General features: G+C 71.0%; 17 protein-coding genes and 2 pseudogenes. 10 read left to right on the plus strand and 9 right to left on the minus strand.

The features are described from left to right. Together Q1N79_RS01840 and Q1N79_RS01845 are read right to left on the minus strand one after the other, a co-directional pair. Positions 1-857, minus strand: a pseudogene (locus Q1N79_RS01840) (hypothetical protein); the annotation flags it as partial. Between the two features lie 64 nt (positions 858-921). Then, positions 922-2,619 carry a hypothetical protein gene (locus Q1N79_RS01845; protein WP_300603362.1) on the minus strand — a complete coding sequence of 566 codons (1,698 nt, stop codon included), beginning with the start codon at positions 2,617-2,619 and terminating at the stop codon, positions 922-924. On the opposite strand from Q1N79_RS01845, the gene Q1N79_RS01850 reads away from it, so the two are divergent. Further along, positions 2,606-2,782 (plus strand): hypothetical protein, encoded by a 177-nt coding sequence (locus Q1N79_RS01850; RefSeq protein WP_300603365.1) that lies wholly within the window; start codon positions 2,606-2,608, stop codon positions 2,780-2,782. The two genes, Q1N79_RS01845 and Q1N79_RS01850, sit on opposite strands and share 14 nt — an antisense overlap. Positions 2,783-3,017: 235 nt before the next feature. Here Q1N79_RS01850 and Q1N79_RS01855 read toward each other — a convergent pair whose 3' ends face one another. Genes Q1N79_RS01855 through Q1N79_RS01865 form a run of 3 tightly spaced genes read right to left on the minus strand, consistent with a single transcriptional unit; the run spans position 3,018 to position 7,767 of the window. Beyond that, on the minus strand, positions 3,018-3,668 hold the full coding sequence (locus Q1N79_RS01855) for a zinc ribbon domain-containing protein (protein ID WP_300603368.1): 651 nt from the start codon (positions 3,666-3,668) through the stop codon (positions 3,018-3,020). Between the two features lie 33 nt (positions 3,669-3,701). Continuing rightward, on the minus strand, positions 3,702-5,264 hold the full coding sequence (locus Q1N79_RS01860) for an Hsp70 family protein (protein WP_300603371.1): 1,563 nt from the start codon (positions 5,262-5,264) through the stop codon (positions 3,702-3,704). Next, positions 5,257-7,767: an ATP-binding cassette domain-containing protein gene (locus tag Q1N79_RS01865; RefSeq protein ID WP_300603374.1), complete on the minus strand. Its 2,511-nt coding sequence runs from the start codon at positions 7,765-7,767 to the stop codon at positions 5,257-5,259. The genes Q1N79_RS01860 and Q1N79_RS01865 overlap by 8 nt, the downstream gene beginning before the upstream one ends. A gap of 313 nt (positions 7,768-8,080) precedes the next feature. Here Q1N79_RS01865 and Q1N79_RS01870 point away from each other — a divergent pair, with 313 nt between their 5' ends. From Q1N79_RS01870 to Q1N79_RS01880, 3 genes are all read left to right on the plus strand, one after another. Beyond that, positions 8,081-8,902, plus strand: a complete 822-nt coding sequence (locus Q1N79_RS01870) for a TauD/TfdA family dioxygenase (RefSeq protein ID WP_300603377.1) — start codon at positions 8,081-8,083, stop codon at positions 8,900-8,902. Between the two features lie 271 nt (positions 8,903-9,173). Further along, positions 9,174-10,544 (plus strand): multidrug effflux MFS transporter, encoded by a 1,371-nt coding sequence (locus Q1N79_RS01875; protein WP_300603379.1) that lies wholly within the window; start codon positions 9,174-9,176, stop codon positions 10,542-10,544. Between the two features lies 1 nt (position 10,545). Next, positions 10,546-11,919, plus strand: coding sequence for a glucose-6-phosphate dehydrogenase (NADP(+)) (locus Q1N79_RS01880; protein WP_300603382.1), 1,374 nt, complete (start codon positions 10,546-10,548; stop codon positions 11,917-11,919). A gap of 74 nt (positions 11,920-11,993) precedes the next feature. Here Q1N79_RS01880 and Q1N79_RS01885 read toward each other — a convergent pair whose 3' ends face one another. Genes Q1N79_RS01885 through Q1N79_RS30545 form a run of 3 tightly spaced genes read right to left on the minus strand, consistent with a single transcriptional unit; the run spans position 11,994 to position 13,103 of the window. Beyond that, on the minus strand, positions 11,994-12,596 hold the full coding sequence (locus tag Q1N79_RS01885) for a nitrile hydratase subunit alpha (protein WP_300603385.1): 603 nt from the start codon (positions 12,594-12,596) through the stop codon (positions 11,994-11,996). Then, entirely contained in the window at positions 12,583-12,843 is a 261-nt protein-coding gene (locus Q1N79_RS30540) for an SH3-like domain-containing protein (protein WP_367185013.1), read from the minus strand. The genes Q1N79_RS01885 and Q1N79_RS30540 overlap by 14 nt, the downstream gene beginning before the upstream one ends. Next, positions 12,840-13,103: a hypothetical protein gene (locus tag Q1N79_RS30545; RefSeq protein ID WP_367185014.1), complete on the minus strand. Its 264-nt coding sequence runs from the start codon at positions 13,101-13,103 to the stop codon at positions 12,840-12,842. Before Q1N79_RS30545 ends, Q1N79_RS30540 begins: the two co-directional genes overlap by 4 nt. A 184-nt stretch (positions 13,104-13,287) precedes the next feature. Between Q1N79_RS30545 and Q1N79_RS01895 the strand changes: the two are divergent. The 4 genes and pseudogenes from Q1N79_RS01895 to Q1N79_RS01910 form a co-directional block, all read left to right on the plus strand. Continuing rightward, positions 13,288-13,959, plus strand: a pseudogene (locus tag Q1N79_RS01895) (SAM-dependent methyltransferase); the annotation flags it as partial. A 211-nt stretch (positions 13,960-14,170) separates the two neighbouring features. Next, positions 14,171-14,359: a DUF1918 domain-containing protein gene (locus Q1N79_RS01900; RefSeq protein WP_300603388.1), complete on the plus strand. Its 189-nt coding sequence runs from the start codon at positions 14,171-14,173 to the stop codon at positions 14,357-14,359. Positions 14,360-14,432: 73 nt separating this feature from the next. After that, positions 14,433-15,047, plus strand: a complete 615-nt coding sequence (locus Q1N79_RS01905; RefSeq protein ID WP_300603390.1) for a ClpP family protease — start codon at positions 14,433-14,435, stop codon at positions 15,045-15,047. Next, positions 15,044-15,634, plus strand: coding sequence for a ClpP family protease (locus Q1N79_RS01910; protein WP_300603393.1), 591 nt, complete (start codon positions 15,044-15,046; stop codon positions 15,632-15,634). Before Q1N79_RS01905 ends, Q1N79_RS01910 begins: the two co-directional genes overlap by 4 nt. Positions 15,635-15,647: 13 nt before the next feature. Here the strand turns inward: Q1N79_RS01910 and Q1N79_RS01915 are convergent, their stop codons facing one another. Next, on the minus strand, positions 15,648-15,974 hold the full coding sequence (locus Q1N79_RS01915; RefSeq protein ID WP_300603396.1) for a helix-turn-helix transcriptional regulator: 327 nt from the start codon (positions 15,972-15,974) through the stop codon (positions 15,648-15,650). 106 nt (positions 15,975-16,080) lie between these two features. Between Q1N79_RS01915 and Q1N79_RS01920 the strand changes: the two genes are divergently transcribed. Further along, positions 16,081-16,896 carry a nuclear transport factor 2 family protein gene (locus tag Q1N79_RS01920; protein WP_300603399.1) on the plus strand — a complete coding sequence of 272 codons (816 nt, stop codon included), beginning with the start codon at positions 16,081-16,083 and terminating at the stop codon, positions 16,894-16,896. 172 nt (positions 16,897-17,068) lie between these two features. Beyond that, the gene (locus Q1N79_RS01925) at positions 17,069-17,524 is read left to right on the plus strand and encodes a DUF6325 family protein (protein WP_300603402.1); all 456 of its coding nucleotides are present in this window, start codon (positions 17,069-17,071) and stop codon (positions 17,522-17,524) included. Positions 17,525-17,676: the final 152 nt, after the last annotated feature.

A 17,676-nucleotide genomic window follows, 5' to 3' on the forward strand; every position in this document is an offset into this window, starting at 1 on the left:
CCCATCCCTTCGTTCCCGTAAGGGATGTCGGCGAAGGCGATCAGGATCAGCAGCAGTTGCAGGCCGGTCCCGACGAGCAGCACCGGCGCGTGCGCGACGGGCAGGCGCAGCGGTGGTTCCGCCCAGCCGGCGCGCATGATCAGGTACGCGAGCAGGAACAGGGCCACGACGAACTCCAGCCACAGCCAGCCGTGCAGGCCCGTGCCGCTGAAACTGTAGGTCCCGGCGCCAGCACCCAGGCTGACGCTGTACCAGGGCAGCCAGATCGAGATCATGGCGATCAGGGTCGCGACGCCGACGATCTGGTCAACCCGGGTCAGCCGCTTCAGGTCGAACTGGAACGGGCCGACGGGCGATCCCCCCTGCCGCGGCTGGAAGCCCCCGGCTGGCTGCTGGTACTGACCGCCGGGCGGCTGGTACCCCGCAGGCGGCTGGTAACCGCCTGCGGGCTGCTGGTACCCGGGGGGCTGCTGATAACCTGCGGGCTGCTGGTACCCGCCGCCGGGCTGCTGGTAGCCGCCGGGCTGCTGGTAGCCGCCGACAGGCTGCTGGTAACCGGCGGGCTGCTGGTAACCGCCTGCCGGCTGCTGGCCGGCGGGCGGGTATTGAGTCGGCGGCGCGGCGGGCGGGTACTGGGTCGGCGGCGCGGTGGGCGGCTCATATCCGCCGGGCGCGCCGTAGCCACCGGAGGTGCCCTGCCCGAGCGGGGTTCCCTGCCCGAGCGGGGTTCCCTGCCCGGGCGGCGGCGGGTAGCCGCCAGCCGTGACGGCCGCCTCGGCCGAGGCGAGCTGGGTTCCGCAACTGACGCAGAACACCGAGTCCGCCCTATTCGGCGTCTGGCACTGAGGACAGTTCATCTGCTGGACCTCCGCGTGCTGTCTGGTGAAGTTATGCTTCGCTGATCTTCGCCGTTTCGCCGCGTCATCCGGCAGCGCCTCCGGCCGTGTAATACAGCACATTGTCGTACTGATCCGTCGCGGCGCAAGCGTTAGCTTTCACGCAGCTGATCGCCTCAAAGGAGTTATTGCCGTCGATCTTGGTTTCGCCCGACCAGCTGCCTTGCTGGTAGACAAGCGCGCCACCGCTGTTGTCGACCGCGACGCAGTATCCGTCGGCCGGGCAGGACACGCTCTCGGCGGTCGCGGGCAGGGTCTGCGTCGACCAGTCCCCGCTGATCATTACCGCGGCGTTTCCAGCGCCGTCGATGGCGACGCAGAAGGCGTCGCTTGAGCACGAGACCTGGGTAAGCCCGCTGTCGCTGTCGATGCTCTGCCCGGCGGCCCACGTGTTTCCGTCGTACGTGTAGACATTCCCGTTGTCGTCCACGGCGGCGCAGAAGAACGTGCTCGGGCACGACACGGAGACCAGGTTGTCCTGATTCGGGTCAATAGTGGTCTGCGTCCAGTTCGTCGCCGACCCGGTGTAGGTAAAGCCGCTGCCCGCGCTGTCCACCGCCACGCAGTAGGTGGTAGACACGCACGAGACGCTGTTGAGCTCGTTGCCAGAGTCGATGTTGACCGGGGAGGTCCAGCTGCCGCCGCTGTAGATGAGTGCGGCGCCCGACGAGTCGACCGCGGCGCAGAAGTTCACTGTGGGGCAGGAGATAGACGTCAGGTTTGCCCCGCTGTTAGGGTCCACGACCCGCCACAAATTCATCGTGTCGGAGTAGAGGACGTTGCCCGCGCTGTCAACCGCGTAGCAGGTCGTGGCGGACACGCAGGACACCGAGTTGATCGTCGCGTTGTCGTTGGCGTACGCCTGCTGATCGATGGGCACGGCGTAGGTCCAGCCGCCTGGCCTGACGGACGGGCCGGCGGTCGCGGTGGCACTCGCTCCTGTCGTGGACGAGGGAGTATCCGCCGGCGAGCTGCTCACCGAGGTACTCGGTGCCGACGCCGGGGTTGTCGGCGGGGCGGTCGTCGGGTGCGCGCGCACCGTGGGGTGCGTCGTCGGGGACGCCACCGTCTTCGGGGTGTGGTGCAGCAGGGTGAATGCCGCCGCGGCGCCGCCGCCAAGGACGACCACCAGCGCGACAGGCAAGGCGATCCAGAGCAGGGTGCGACGGCGGCCGCGGCCGGCTGGGGCCGCGGCATGCGACCCCCGGCCACCGCCGCCCGCGGCGCCGGTCCCCGCCGCAGGCGGCGTGGCGGCGACCCACCGGGCCTGTGTGCCCGCCCTGGTCGTGCCGTCCCAGTCCGGCGCGGCACCAGGGTGAGCCGCGCCTTCCCACGGGGGCGCGCCGTCCATTCCGGTCGTGGCGTCCCATGGTGGCGTCGCATCCGGTTTGGCCGGGGCATCCCACAAAGCTGCGCCGTCCAGCCCCGTCGTGGCGTCCCAGGGCGGCGCGGCATCCGGCGCGGCGGCACGGCCCCAGGAGGGCACACCGCCCGTTCCTGCCGTTCCGGTCGCGGCATCCCAGTCGTCCCGCGGGAGCGCGGCGTCGGCTCCCGCCCGCGCGGCCGGCGACGGCACGGCATCCGGCCAGGGGGTGGAGTCCCATGACGGCGTCGCGGGCGGCTCGGCCTCGACATCCCACGGCGCGGCGTCCTGCGGCTTGCCGGCGGTGGCGGGCGCCGCCGCGGGCGCTCCGAGCCAGTTGGCGAACGTGTTCGGGCTCACCGGGGGCGTGCTTGACAAGGGCATCGCGGGCGGCGCGGACTGCGGGCCGGCCGACGGCGACGCCATCAACGGCGTCCCGAATCCGGGGGGTGACGAGGCCGGCGCGTCGCCGATGGCCGAACCGCAGATCCGGCAGAAACGCGCTCCCGGATCGTTGACGTGACCCGCGGCGCACCGGGACCGGACGTCGGTACCGCAGATCCCGCAGAATGCCGCTCCCGCAGGCAAGCGATGCCCGTTCGCACAATTCGGCACCGTCCGCCCTCCCCCTAACAGATGAAATGCCGTCGGCTGATGCTAGAGCAAGGCGACTTGCCAGCAAGGGAGGTATCGTCGAATCTGCCTCAAACGTTATTGATTGCTTTCCGGCACTCAGGCATTATCTGGCACAAAAGTGGTCAACTTCCAACACGTGTCCCACATCTAGCGCAGAACGCATCATTCACCGCGAGCGTACTCCCGCAACTTACGCACGTCGGGCGTGCCCTGGCGGGTGCCCCGGCATCGGGCTGCACCGGCTTGATCGGGGTGCCGCACCTCGTGCAGAACTTGTCGCTCGGCAGCGCGTCCTTGCCGCACCCGGAACAGGTCCAGCCAGAGCGCAGGAAGCGTGCGATCCGCGAACCCATCCCCTCGGCGGCGAAAGCGGGCGCCGGAGATACCGGTATCGGCGCGGGCGGAGGCGGCATCGGCGCGGGCGCACCAGGGGCGTACGGCGCGGGCGGGAACGGCTGAGCGGGGGGCGCCAGCTGCTGGACCGGCGGCATCGCGTGCTGCGGCTGCGGCTGGGGCTGGGGCTGGGGCGGTGGCACCGCCTGCTGCGCCGCGGCCGCGAGGCCTGCGTCGTAGCGCTGCCTGCTTTCGGGGCCGGAAAGCAGGTCGCGCTTGATCGAGCGGACAGTCTCGCGCAGCAGCTGGGACCGCTCCGGCGCGGTCACGGCCAGCGCGGCGGCCTGCCGGCTCAGCCGCTCCACGGCCTGTTCTATCTCCTCCGTCGGCGCCTGTGGCGACAGCCGGAGATATGCGTACCAGTCTTCACGCTGCTGCATGACTACTATCGAAGCGCATTCCGCGCAAGACGGCTAATCGACCTGCAGGGTCCTGACCATCCGGTCGGCCGCGTCATCGCCGCCGTCGGCCAGGTACGTGTGGACGATCGTGGTGGCGGCCAAGGCGCCTGTGGTGACGTCAGTCGCCGAGACCTGCAGGATTCCGTCGCGGTTCAGGCTCATCGTGACGTTCACGGGCTGGTGCGCCGGGCGCCCGGGCGGCAGGTGCTCGATGACCACAGTGCCGACGCGGCGGCACAGGTCAGGATCCGCCGACTCCCCTTCGAGCACGGGGATGACGATCTGCGTCTCTCCCGGCCGCATCGTGAAGAAGGTCCGTTCCGCGAAGAACGGCAGCGCGGTGTTGCGCGGGAGCAGCGGCGTCATCACCGGGCGCTGGCGTCCGCCCGAGGTCTCGAACGCGCTGATGCCGAGGCTGTGCGCGGCGACATCGGTCACCGACAGCTCCTCGAGGTAATCCCTGGCTCCGGCGTCTATCACGACCGCTCCGCCTCGCTCGAGCTGACGCTGCGCGGCGAACAGCCCGGCTCCGAGCGCGACGGCCTCGTCCGGGCGAATCGACGTATCCGGTTCGACACCGAAGATGTCCCGGATCCGCGCGCGCACGGCCGGCATCCTGGTCGCCCCGCCCACCGGCAGCACCACGGAGATGTCCCTGGGGGTAACCCCGGCGGCCGCCACCACGTCGACCATCTTCTCCGTCATCTCGTCAAGCAGGATGCTCGTGCGGGCGACGAACTCGGTCCGGCTGACGTCGACCCGCAGCGTCAGCCCGGCCGCCTGCAGCGCGACGCTGGTGCGCTCGCGCGCGGTGAGGTCGTGCTTGGCGCGCGCGGCCCGCAGCAGCCAGTCCTGCGACACCTGCGTGACCTCTTCGATCGACAGCGCGTCGGGGTCGTTGATGTCCAGGCCATGGGCGGCCGCGAACTGCTCGACGAAGTAGTCGAACAGCGCCTTGTCGAAGTTCGCTCCGCCCAGGTACGCGTCCCCGCCGGTGGCCCGGACGGTCAGGTCGGCCCCGTCGTACTCCATCACGGTCACGTCGAAGGTGCCGCCGCCGAGGTCGATCACGGCCCCCGTCACCCCGGCCGGCCGCCGGTCGTAGCCGTAGGCGAGCGCGGCGGCGGTGGGCTCGGACAGCAGGCCGAGCACGTCAAGCCCGGCCAGTTCCCCGGCGCGCAGGGTCGCCGCGCGCATCGGGTCGCTGAAATAGGCCGGCACGGTGATGGCGGCCTGCGTGACCGGCCCGGCGAGCAGCCGAGCGTCCTGAACGAGCTTGCGCAAGATCAGCGCGGACACGTGTTCTGGCCGGTAGGAGACGCCGCCGTAGTCGAACGTCCAGCCCGAGCCGATGTGCCGCTTGACGAGCTGGACGACGGAGTCCGGCTCGGTCGCCAGCGACTCCCGCGCGACGGCGCCGACGATCACGTGACCGGAGTCGAACAGCGCGATGGACGGGGTCGTCGGCGACCCCTCCGCGTTCGGCAGCACCACGGGCAGGCCCGCGCTGTTGACCTGCGCCACCACGGACATCGTGGTGCCGAGGTCGATCCCGAAGGCGGTTGGCTCAGCCACGGCCCACGCTCCAGCCGAGCCCTTGCCGGTACAGGCGCCACACGGTGGCGGCCAGCGCGGCGGCGGTGAGCACAAGCAGCATGAACCAGTTGAACAGCAGTCCACCTGCCGTGTGCGGGTACAGGCCGCTGGTCTGGTGCAGCAGCTGGGCGTTCAGGCCCGCGATGCCGCCAAGCCCGGACACCGCCCATCTGGCGGGCATGAGCCAGGAGATGAAGCCGATCGCGCCAAGCTGGAACAGCACGCCGCACAGGACCAGCTGGGTGATGAGCAGGTACGGCACCAGGCTCATCGCCCGGTCGGCGCTCTCCGCCGCGGCCGAGACCAGCAGTCCGAGCGCCATTCCGCTCAGCGCGCCCAGCCAGAGCGTGACGAAGAACGTCACCATCGAATGCCCGAACGGCCCGCCGGAGGGCAGCCCAAGCGTCAGCCTGACCACCAGGGTCAGGGTCAGCGCCTGGATCGCCGCCATCACGCCGAGCACGGCGACCTTGGAGGCCAGGTACGCGGGCATGCTGCCGCCCGCGAGGAACTCCCGGCGCCAGATCGCCTTCTCCTTCACCAGCTCGCGGACGGCGCCGATCATGCCGAACCACACGGACGCGCACCCGAAGACGAACGTCGCCGCGTTTCCCGTGGGCCAGGTGAAGCTGCTGGGCACGGCCAGCGCGGTCAGCAGCGCGACCGCGATCCCCTGCAGCAGGCTGAACGCCAGCGCCGGCCGGTCCCGGCTGAGCAGCCGCACGTAGCGGCCGGCGAAGATCCTGCCCTGGCTGAGCACCAGGCGGCGCCAGGCCGCGGAGCCGACTGGCGGGGTGGCGCCGCCCAGCCCGCCGTTGCGCCCTGCTCCGGCCGGCAGGTGACCGGAGGCGGGCGGGCCCGAGCGCGCGGGAAAGACTGGTCCCTGCGCGCCAGGCCGCTGCGCGCTGCGCGTGCGCTGAGCCGCCTGCGCGGCGCTGTCCGCGGTGTCGACAAGCGCGAAGACGTCGCCAAGCGTCTGCACGCCGAACCAGTCCAGCGCCGCCTGCGGCGCGCCCGCGTAAATGACGTTGCCGCCCGGGCCGACCAGGACGAGCGTGTCGCACACGTCGACGTGCGCGATCGCGTGCGTCGTCAGCACCACCGTCCTGCCCTGGTCGGCGAGCAGCCGCAGCAGCAGCATCATCCGCTTGTCCAGGCCGGGGTCCAGCCCGGATGTCGGCTCGTCGAGGAACAGGATCTGCGGCTCGTTGAGCATCTCGCACGCTATCGACACGCGTTTGCGCTGACCGCCGCTGAGGGTCTTGACCAGCTGGTTCCGCTGCTCGAGCAGCCCGAGCAGGGACAGCGCGTAGTCCACCCTGACGTCCCTGACCGCGGCGGGCGTCCGGTCGCCGAGCCGCAGCCGGGCCTGGTAGTCCAGCGCCTCGTGCACGGTCAGGTCGGCATGCACGATGTCCTCTTGCGGCACGTATCCCATGAGCGGGGCGTACGCCTGGCGGCAGTCCGCCAGGTCGGTGCCGTTGTACTCGACGTGTCCCGCCGCGGCGGGCTGCTGGCCGGACAGCAGCCGCATCAGCGTCGTCTTGCCTGCGCCGCTCGGCCCGGCCACCACGATCATGTTCGCCGGGGCAATGTGCAGTGACACCTGGTCGAGCAGCGTCCTCGCGCCCCGGCCTGCCTTGCCTGCCGGTACCTCGACCCGGGCGTCGCGCACCTGGATGTCGACGCCCCCCACCTGCTCAAGCGGCTCAAGCGCGTACTCGCCGACGCGGGCGCTATAGGGGCCGACCTGGAGCACGTCACCCAGCCCGGCGCGCACCGCGCCGCGCACGCGCTGCCCGTTGAGGTAGGTGCCCGCGGGCGTCCCCCGGTCCTCCAGCCAGAGCGCGCCGGACGCGTCCCTGCGGACCGCCAGGTGGCGGGGCTGGATCAGCGGGTGCTCCAGCCGGACTTTGCACCTCGGGTCGGCGCCGATGAGGTAGGACTCGTCGCGGCCGGGCAGCGCGGCGCGGAGCGCGCCCGCCCGCTGGTCTGCCCGGGCGGCGGTGTCGCTTGGCACCTTGACGGTGACGAAGTTCCCCACCCGGTCGGCGAGCCGGAACACGTCGCCTTGCGCTATCGGGGCCTGCCGCACGACCGAGCCGCGCACCATGACCTGCCCCTGCCCGGCCGGCGCGAGCGACTCGACGGCCCAGCCGCCATCGGCGGGGATGACGCGCGCGTGCAGCGGGGCAAGGAAGGGGGCCGGGATCACCACGTCGGCCTCGGACGTGGAGCCGAGTGTCGCGCCCGACGGCGGCAGGGTCAGCAGCCTGCGATCACGCCCCCAGGCGAGCTCCAGGCGCAGCGGGCCGGACGGCGGCTCGCCCTGCCGCGGCATGGCGGCGGCAGCGGGCGGCGCGGCTGCCGCCCTCGGTTCTGCCGCGGCCCACGGCGCAGGCGCGGCAGCGGGCGGCGCGAGGGATACCGGCACCGCTTCCGCGGCCGGCACCGGCTGCGGGGCCGCGGACTCCTGGGTCACCGGCCGCTGGCAGCTAAAACAGACGCGATCGCGCGCCCCAACTCGTGCGCCACACCATGCACAACGCCGTGGATCACTCACATCCCCACCCCGGATCACGTTCCGCGCCGCAGCGCCTATTCGCATAAAAGCGGGACGCGGCAGAACATGATTTGTAGCACAGTGGCACGCATTATGGCATGAAAGATCCCTCTATCCCAGCGCGGGCTGGGCGCAAGGTTGCGCTCGTTTTGTGCTCAGCCGAGCGTCCGGCCGGGGGCGTCCTGTGCCGATCGCTGTTTCCCCGGCAGCGGCGGCGGCTGATGATGACCTCATGACGACTGTGACGTTGCCCGAGGTACACAAGACCGGCGGGCTGATCGGCGCCGAGCTCCGCGGGCTCGACCTGACCCGGGAATACCCGGACGAGACGTACGAGGCGATCGGGCAGGCGTGGGCCGAGCACGGCGTCATCTTCTTCCGCGACCAGTTCCTCGACGAGGAGCAGCGGGAGCGGTTCGCGTCGCGGTTCGGCGAAATCCGGGTCAGGCAGGAGCTGCGCAAGGAACCGGAGCAGACGCGGGCCATCGGCGAGGGCTGGCACACGGACATGACGTGCTTCGACGAGCCGCCGAAGGCCACGATCCTGTTCGCGCAGGAGATCCCGCCCTATGGCGGCGACACCCAGTGGGCAGGGATGGGACCGGCGTTCGAGGCGCTGTCCCCTGGCCTGCAGGCGACCCTGCTCGGGCTGTGGGCGATTCACTCGAACGTGCGCAAGCTCGGCCTGAGCTACGCGCAGACCGATCCGCCTGAGCCGTCGATCGCGGAATACGACGCGGCCGAGGGGCCGCTGCACCCGGTCGTCAGGCTCATCCCTGAGACGGGCCGGAGGGTGCTGTACGTGAACCCGGAGTTCACGATGCGGTTCGAGGGCTGGACCAGGCGCGAGTCGCTGCCGCTGCTGCGGTACCTGTTCGAGTCCGGCGTGCGGCCGGAGTTCGTGACCCGGTTCAACTGGGCGCCAGGGTCGATCGCGTTCTGGGACAACCGCCAGGTGTGGCACTTCGCCGTGAACGACTACCAGGGCCAGCGCCGGGTCATGCACCGCATCCTGCTAGCGGGCTCCAAGCCGCTCCCCGCCGGGCCGCTGTAAGCGGATTCCGGCATACCGGGCATATCGCATCGCCGGGCGGCAACCGGCAGGCACACTCGCCGCCGAGCTCACCCGGCCCGCCCCGCCCGGCCACGCCATCCACTGGCGGGCTTGCCAGCCTGCTGCTCGGGTACCACCGCGCCCGCGGCCTTTCCCATGGCCGCATAGTTTGCATGCCCGCGGGTGCGTGAGCTGGGCAGACTTGGTTCAGGCAAAGAAACAGCAGGTCAGGGGCTAGGCGGCGACCTGGACCTCAGTATCCTCCTTAGCGATGGAAACTTTCGAGGGCTCCCCGCCTGGAGAGACTGGGGGTCCCGCGCAGGCGGGCCCGGACGTGCCCTCCGAGCACCGCAAGCACGGGCTGGCAATGCTGGCGGTGCTCGGCGCGCTGTCCGCGTTCGGGCCGCTCGCCATGGACATGTACCTGCCGTCCACGCCGACGATCGCCGCCGCCCTGCACGCCGGGCAGTCCCTGGTGCAGCTCACCCTGTCCGGCTGCCTGGCCGGCCTGGCCGTCGGGCAGCTGGTGGCCGGCCCGCTCAGCGACGGCATGGGCCGCCGCCGCCCGCTGCTCGCCGGGCTCGTGGCGTTCACGGCGTTCTCTGTCGCCTGCGCGCTGGCGCCGGACATCGGCTCGCTGATCGCGTTCCGCTTCCTGCAGGGCATGGCGGGCGCGGCCGGGGTCGTGCTCAGCCTTGCCATGGTCAGGGACATGTACGAGGGCACAGAACTTGCCCGCGTCCTCGGGTCGCTGACGCTGGTCTTCGGGCTGGCGCCGGTGCTCGCGCCCGTGATCGGCGGGCAGATCCTGCGGTTCACCAGCTGGCGCGGGGTGTTCGGCGTGCTCGCCGCGATCGGCCTCGCGCTGCTCGCCGCCAGCTGGTTCCTGCCGGAGACCCTGCCGCCGGACCGGCGCACCCCGCCCCGGTTCCGCCAGCTCCTGGCGGACTCGCGGACGCTGGCGCGGGACCGGCGCTACGCCGGCAACACCGCCGCCGTCGCGTTCGGCACCGCCGCGCTGATCACCTACATCTCCTCGCTGCCGTTCATCGTCGAGGACGCGTACAAGCAGTCCCCGCAGCTGTTCAGCCTGTTCTTCATGATCAACGCGATCGGCCTGACCTCGATGGCGCAGCTCGGCGCCAGGCTTGTCCGCCGCCATCCGGTGAGCCGGCTTGCCCGCGCGTCGCTGGTCGTCCAGGTGGCGGGCGCGCTTGCCTTCCTCGCCGTCGCGCTCACCGGGCATCCCCCGCTGGCGGCGCTGCTTGTCCCGCTGTTCGTCTACGTGGCGTCGTTCGGCATGCTGCGCCCGAACGCGACCGCGCTGGCCCTGGCCGGGCACTCCTCGATCGCGGGCACGGCGTCGGCCTGGCTGGGCGCGCTGCCGTTCCTGCTCGGCGCGCTGCTCGCGCCGCTGGCCGGGCTTGGCGGCCAGGGCGCCGCCGCGGCGGCCGGCATCGTGATCGGGACGCTGTGCGTGGCGGCGCTCGCCAGCCAGGTCCTGATCACCAGGGGAGTGGACTTAACCGCGGGACAGGCGCCACGCCTCGTTCGGAATAAAAAAATCCTCCGGCCCCATCCGACGGCCCGTGCGGGCGGGCGGGAAGCGGGCGATATCGGCACATCTGGCAGGATGGGCTGACATGGGTGCCGACCAAGTCGATGCGCTGGTGATCTTCGGCGCTACCGGTGATCTCGCGAAGCTCGAGACGTTCCCGGCCCTGGTGGGGCTGGTCGACCGGGGCGTGCTCGCCGTGCCGGTGATCGGAGTCGCCAGGAGCGGCTGGGGGCTGCCGCAGTTCCGCGATTACGCGACGGCCTCGCTGACGCTGAACAGCATGGACCCGGCCAGCCCGGCCGCTGTCAAGATGCTCGACCTGCTGCGCTACGTCGACGGGGACCTGGGCGACCCGGCGACGTACGCGGCGATGTCGGCCGAGCTCGGCTCCGCGAAGCGGGTCTTGTACTACCTGGAGGTGCCGCCACCGCTGTTCGGGCGGATCGCGGCGGGCATCTCCGCCGCCGGGCGCGCCGACGGCTGCCGGGTGATGGTGGAAAAGCCGTTCGGCGACGACCTGGCGAGCGCGCGGGCCCTGAACCAGACCATGCACGAGTACTTCCCCGAGGAGGCCATCTACCGCGTGGACCACTGGCTCGGCCTGGACCCGGTGGAAAGCCTGATGTTCGCCCGCTTCGCGAACTCGGTCATCGAGCCGGTGCTGAACCGCAACTACGTGCGGTCCATCCAGATCACGATGGCGGAGGCGTTCGACGTCGCGGACCGGGGCAGCTTCTACGACAGGACGGGCGCGATCAAGGACGTGGTGCAGAACCACATGCTCCAGGTGCTCGCGACCGTGCTGGCCGACCCGCCCGACGGGACCGGGCTCGACTCGTGGATCACCGCCAAGTCGCAGCTGATCGGCGCGCTGGGGCCGCTTGGCCCGGCCGACGTGGTGAAGGGACAGTACGATGGGTACCTGTCCGTCGCGGGGGTGGCTCCCGGCTCGACGACCGAGACGTTCGTGGCGGTCCGGCTCGCCGCCGACTCCTGGCGCTGGTCGGGGGTGCCGATACTGATCCGGGCGGGCAAGTGCCTGCCGGTGACCGCCACCGAGGTGAGCATCGGGTTCCGGCGGCCGCCGCACGACGCGTTCGGCCTCGGCGGCCACGCGGCAGGCAACGGGCTGCGGTTCCGCATCTATCCGGAGAACCACGCCGTGCTGACCCTGGTCGGCAAGAAGCCGGGCGCGGGCTGGGAACCGGAGGTGCAGGAGCTCACGTTCGCCGAGCATCCCGGCGCCGACATGCGCCCGTACGACCGGCTGATCGGCGCGGCGCTTGGCGGCGAACGGTGGCTGTTCGCTCAGCAGGACACGGTGGAGGCCTGCTGGCGGGTCGTCGATCCCGTGCTCGGCGACGTGGGACCTGTGGTCTCCTACCCCCGCGGCAGCTGGGGCCCGGACGCGACCTCGCTGCTGGCCGACGGCGACACCTGGTACGACCCGCGCGCCTGACCGGTCGCGTCGCTGGCGCCTTGCCCCGCCGGACCGGCTGACCCGATCGGTTAAACGATCGGTTAGGCCATCGGTTAGGCCAGGGCCGTGCCGATCAGGCCCTTCAGCGTCACCAGCTCCGCCAGTTCGGCGGCGGTCATCCCGTCCGTCCCCGCGGGGCGGACCGGCAGCACCATGTACCGGGCCTCGGACGTGGAGTCCCACACCGAGATCCGCACGCCCGCGGGCAGCGTCACGCCGAATTCGGCGAGCACCGCGTGCGGTTCCCGCACCGTCCGCGACCGGTAGGCGAAACTCTTGTACCATCCGGGCGACGGCCCGAGCAGCGAGACGGGATAGCAGGAGCACAGCGTGCACACGATCACGTTGTGCGTCTGCGGGGTGTTCGCCACGACCCGCAGCTGGTACCCGAGCTCCGTGAACCCGAGCCCGGCGGCTGCGGCGTTCCCGTCGCTGAGCAGCAGCTCGCGGTAGGCAGGATCGGTCCACGCGCGGGCCGCCATCCTCGCCCCGTTGACCGGCGAGGCGCTGTCGTACAGTCTGGCGAGGAAGGCGTCGATCTCCTCGTCGCTGGCTAGCCCCGCCGCGATGAGCCGCTCCTCCAGCCGCCGCACCCGGGCCGCGACAGGCAGGTCGTGGTGGTCCGCATCGCCGTGGACGTGGTCATGCTCGCTCAAGGTAGGACTCCCACAGGTCCACGGTGACCGTGTGGTCCCCGCTGCCGAACAGGTCCGCGGCCGCGAAGCGCACCGCATAGCACGTCTCCGTTGCCGCCCGGCCGGCCACCGAAGAGTCCGGCAGCACCCATTCGCCAAGCAGCGCGACGACCTCCCCCGGCTGTCCGCGCACGTACCGCGGCAGCCGGGTGTGCTGGTCGGGGTCCCCCGCCCGCGCGCGGACCCGGTCGCCGACGGCGTAGCTCATGCCAGGCCCTTCTCGGCCACCAGCGTCTCTATCGCGCCGAGCCAGCGCTCGTAGTACGAGGCGCCGAGGTACTCCGCCGGCGGCAGCCGCTCGATCGCGTCGCGCAACTCGTCGCTGTTGAACAGCCGGCGCCGCCGCAGCACGGCCGCCAGCGCGTAGACCCGGGCCTCCCAGTCGGCGTGGAACGCCACGGTCCCGTCGTCAGCCACCGGCACCGGCCCGAACCCGGTCTGGCCGCCCATGTCATGCACCCGGCTCACCCTGCCACGGTAACAGCCGGGCCGGGAACGCAGAAGGAATAGCCTGCCCGCGTCCGGCTAAGGTATTACTCGTCAGGCCACTTATCTCGGCATACTCACATGTATCCGCGCAAAGGAGACTGCGGTGGTGGCAAGACGCTGGAACGAGCGGGCCTTCGACCCCAAAAGGCCAAGCACCGCGCGGATGTATGACTACTACCTCGGGGGCAAGGACAATTTCGGCGTCGACCGGGAGGCCGCCGAGAGGGTCCTGGCGAGCGCCCCGGAGATCCGTCAGGTCGCGATCGAGAACCGGGCCTTTCTCGGCCGGGTCGTCACATTTCTCGCGGGCGAGGGAATACGCCAGTTCATCGACATCGGTACCGGCCTTCCCACGAGAGGCAACGTCAATGAGGTCGCCCAGGCGGCCGCGTCAGGCGCCCGGGTAATCTGCGTCGACCACGATCCCGTGGTATGCGCGCACGCCAGGGCACTGCTCGAGGACGCGGGCAACGTCGCGGTCGTCAAGGCGGCGATGGAGCAGCCAGGACAGATCCTCGCCGACCCGGCCGTGCGGCAGCTCATCGACTTCGCCCAGCCGGTCGCCGTGCTGTTCTTTTCCGTGCTGCATTTCGCCACCGACGCCACGCCGATCGTGACGGCATTCCGCGACGCGATCGTCGCCGGCAGCTACCTGGCCTTGTCGCACGGCGTCCCCAGCCAGGTGCCTGGCGGCAGCGAGACCGCCGGCGAGGTCAAGCAGGTGTACGGCACGTCGAACTCGCCCGGCGGCGCCTTCCGCACCGAGGCGGAAATCCTCGAACTGTTCGCCGGGTTCGAGCTTGTCGAGCCAGGACTGGTCCCTGTCGCCGACTGGCGCAACAGCGAGCCCGCGCCCGCGGCGGGCCGGACGTGGCTGCTCGGGGGCGTCGGCCGCCTCCGCCGGGCCTTAGCCGGCGGCGCCGAGGCAGCCTCGACGAGTAGCCCTGCGTGCCGCGAATGCCCCGGTTTCAGCCGCTGGTCACGGCCGCGGGAGACGTGCGACGCTTGGGCTAGGCAGCACACCTCAACGCGGAGGAAGGCACGACATGGAAGCGACCATCGGCGACAAGATCTGCATTCACGGCAATGTCGTCGGGCACGCGGACAGGTACGGCGAGATCGTCGAGGTGCACGGCGACAAGGGGGAGCCGCCGTACCTGGTCCGGTTCGACGACGGCCACACGGGGCTGGTGTTTCCCGGCCCGGACGCGGTGATCGAGCACCCGGACCGGTGATCGCTGCCCTGGGCAGATCCGCCAAGGGCAGCAGCGCGCGCCGGACCGGCCGTCCGTCGCGCACGCTGGTGGCATGGCACAGGAAGAAAAAATCCCAGTCTTTACCGAACGATCCCGGCTTTCTCTCCTGCAGCGACGCATTCTCGTGCTCGACGGGATCCTCGACGACGACAATGGCACCCTGCTCGCGACGCAGCTGCTTACCCTGGCCGACGAGGATCAGGACGCGGATGTCGCGCTGTGGATCCACTCCCCCGGCGGTTCCGTGCCGGCGATGCTGGCGATCCGCGACCTCATCCGGCTCGTGCCGTGCGACGTGGCCACCCTGGCGCTGGGGATCGCGTGCAGCGCGGGCCAGTTCCTGCTTTCCGCGGGCACGAAGGGCAAGCGGTTCGCGCTGCCGCATTCCCGGATCCTGATGCACCAGGGCTCGGCCGGGATCGGCGGCTCCGCCGTGGAGGTCGAGCTGCAGGCCAACGACCTGCGGCAGACCCGCGATACCGTGCTCGGAATCATCGCGGAAGACACCGGCCAGCCGGTCGAGCGGGTCTTCCAGGACTCCAGGCACGACCACTGGTACAGCGCGCAGGAGGCGCGCGACTACGGGTTCATCGACGGCATCGCGGAGTCGTTCGGTCAGGTGATGCCGTCGAAGAAGCGGCCGTTCGGGCTCCGGTCGGGCTCATGAGCGCGTACACGATCCCCAACGTCATCGCCGAGCACCCGCGGGGCGACCGCATCATGGACGTCTACTCGCACCTGCTCACCGAGCGGATCGTCTACCTCGGCACCGCCATCGACCCCGGCGTGGCGAACACGCTGACCGCGCAGCTGATCTACCTGGAGGCGCGCAGCCCCGACCAGGAGATCAACCTGTACATCAACTGCGAGGGCGGCGACATGACCTCGATGCTCGCCGTGTACGACACCATGCAGTACATCCAGGCCCCGGTCTACACGACGTGCGTCGGCCAGGCGATCGCCGCGGGGGCGGTCCTGCTCGCGGCCGGGTCTCCGGGACGGCGGGCCATGCTGCCGCACGCCCGGGTCGTGCTGCACCAGCCGGCCGCGCGCGGCCAGGGCGCGATCCCTGACCTGATCCTGCAGGCCGACGAGGTGGTGCGACTGCGCGCGGAGATGGAGTCGATCCTGTCGCGGCACACCGGGCAGACGGCCGAGGCGCTGCGCGCCGACACCGACAGGGACCGGATCTTCACCGCGCGGGCGGCCCTGGAGTACGGGCTCATCGACCAGGTGCTCACCGACCGGTCGTGAGCTGTGGCGTGCGTTACGCCGCGAGGGCGACCACGTCCGCGCCCGCGCCCGCACCTGCGCTTTGCGCGCGGCGCAGGTCCTCGGTGACCCCGGTCGCAAGCTCGGCGAGTGTGGTCTCGAGCGCGCCCGCCAGAGCCGCGATCATCTCACTCGACGGCTCCTTGCGCCCGCGCTCGACCTCCGACAGGTACTGCGGGGAGATCCCCGCGCGCTGCGCGGTCTCGGCCAGCGTCTCCCCGCGCTCAGCGCGCAGCGCGCGCAGGCGGCCGCCGAGCACCTCGCGCCACAGCGGCTCGGGTGCGGGCCTGCTGCGCGGACAGATCCTCGCAACCTCCGGCATGGGACCACTGTAGGCCGCCGCCGGCGCGGGCCACATCGGGGTTCGCCGTCAGCAGAGTGCCGGCGCGCGGTACCGCGGTTCGCCGGATTCTGGAATGGTGGGAACCATGAGCGACCGGATCAGCGCCGTTGAGGCATACCAGAACGCCCTCGTCAAGGGGGACACCGACGCCGTGGCCGGGTACCTGGCCCGCGATGTCGTCGTGGAGACCAACTTCGGCCGGGCGGCAGGCGTGGCGGCCGTGCTCGCGCTGCTGCGTGAGCCCCGGACGGCCGGGCTGCTCGCGGCCGGGGCGCACTGGTCGGAACCGGACGTCAGCGCGGACGGCGTCCGCGTCGTGGCGGAACTGCCGGCCAGCGCGCCGTTCGGCGGGCTCGAGCTCGAGTTCGCGTTCGCGGACGGGAAGATCACCCGGGTCGAGCAGCAGACGCTTCCGGCCGCCCCCCTCCAGCCGGGCGAGCTGCGGCTGACCGCCGAGATCAAGAACGCGGTGAACGGCGCGCTGGACAACCAGACGCCCATGCTGATCGCCTACCGGGACGACCGCGACGAGATCCACCTGTCGTTCCGCGGCACGATCCAGGCGTACTCCGACACGGCGCTGGCCGTGTGGGCGCGCGAGCCAGGCGGCGGCCTGCCGCGCAACGTCGCGGCGCGTCCTGCGGTGACCCTCTTTTACCACGATCCGGCCACCCGGACCACGTACACGTTCTACGGCCGGGCCCGCATCGAAGACCAGCCCGCCGCCCGCGCCGCGATCTTCGATAATTCGCATCCGCGCGAGCGGCAGGCGGACTTCCGGCGGCGCGGCGTGGCGATTGTCGTCGACCTGGACAGGGTGGAAGGCAGGGGGCCGGCCGGGCGCGTCCTGATGGTCCGGCCGTTAACCCCGATCACCTCTCACGGGGGATGCGCGGCGTAACCCGGCCGGCCGATGGTGGATCTGTTACTGGGGGAGGCCACCATGCTGGGCACGATCACGACCGCCGCCGTCTCCACGCTCTCGCTCACGGCCGTGTTCGGGGTCGTGCCCACCTCCAGGCCCGGCGCAATCCGGTCAGTTCCCGGGCAGCCAACTGAGGGGAGCACCCGAAATGACCACATCCAAGGCTGAGGCAGCCGCACTTGAAGACCTCGGGCCGGTCAGTTACCTGATCGTGGAGTTTCCCGGCGGGAAAATGACCGGTGAAGGACTCCCGAAACTCGTGGATCTCGTGGATCGCGGCCTGATCCGGATCCTCGACCTGGAGTTCGTCACCCGGGAAGCGGACGGGTCGATGCGAACGGTCGAACTTGCGGAGATCGAGCACAATGGCGCGCTCGAGCTCGAGGTCTTCGAGGGCGCCTATTCCGGGCTCCTCGACGCGACCGACTTCGACGAAGCGAGCTCGGCGATCGCGCCGGGGTCCTCGGCCGCCATCTTGATCTTCGAGAACCGCTGGGCGAAGCCCTTCGTCCAGGCGCTGCGCCGCGGCGGCGCGCAGCCGGTGGCCGCCGGGTACATCCCGCACGACACCCTCGCCGAAGCCGTCGAGGCGACCGAACGCTGATCCGGTCGGGAAGCGATCAAGTCAGGAGGGGGCACGACAATGCCAGGACTCATCCGCGGTGTCGCCCGCACCGCCGTCATCGCCGGGACCGCGACCTCGGTGTCGAACCGAGTCTCGCGCCGGCAGGCCAACCGCTGGGCCCAGCAGGACGA

The organism is Trebonia sp. (assembly GCF_030042015.1).
GTDB lineage: Bacteria > Actinomycetota > Actinomycetes > Streptosporangiales > Streptosporangiaceae > Trebonia.

Bases quoted from the DNA above. Each gene is read 5' to 3' on its own strand.
- Q1N79_RS01855 (WP_300603368.1), bottom strand. From the start codon at position 3,668: ATGCAGCAGCGTGAAGACTGGTACGCATATCTCCGGCTGTCGCCACAG.
- Q1N79_RS01870 (WP_300603377.1), top strand. From the start codon at position 8,081: ATGACGACTGTGACGTTGCCCGAGGTACACAAGACCGGCGGGCTGATC.
- Q1N79_RS01875 (WP_300603379.1), top strand. From the start codon at position 9,174: ATGGAAACTTTCGAGGGCTCCCCGCCTGGAGAGACTGGGGGTCCCGCG.
- Q1N79_RS01880 (WP_300603382.1), top strand. From the start codon at position 10,546: ATGGGTGCCGACCAAGTCGATGCGCTGGTGATCTTCGGCGCTACCGGT.
- Q1N79_RS30540 (WP_367185013.1), bottom strand. From the start codon at position 12,843: ATGAGCTACGCCGTCGGCGACCGGGTCCGCGCGCGGGCGGGGGACCCC.
- Q1N79_RS01900 (WP_300603388.1), top strand. From the start codon at position 14,171: ATGGAAGCGACCATCGGCGACAAGATCTGCATTCACGGCAATGTCGTC.
- Q1N79_RS01905 (WP_300603390.1), top strand. From the start codon at position 14,433: ATGGCACAGGAAGAAAAAATCCCAGTCTTTACCGAACGATCCCGGCTT.
- Q1N79_RS01910 (WP_300603393.1), top strand. From the start codon at position 15,044: ATGAGCGCGTACACGATCCCCAACGTCATCGCCGAGCACCCGCGGGGC.
- Q1N79_RS01915 (WP_300603396.1), bottom strand. From the start codon at position 15,974: ATGCCGGAGGTTGCGAGGATCTGTCCGCGCAGCAGGCCCGCACCCGAG.
- Q1N79_RS01920 (WP_300603399.1), top strand. From the start codon at position 16,081: ATGAGCGACCGGATCAGCGCCGTTGAGGCATACCAGAACGCCCTCGTC.
- Q1N79_RS01925 (WP_300603402.1), top strand. From the start codon at position 17,069: ATGACCACATCCAAGGCTGAGGCAGCCGCACTTGAAGACCTCGGGCCG.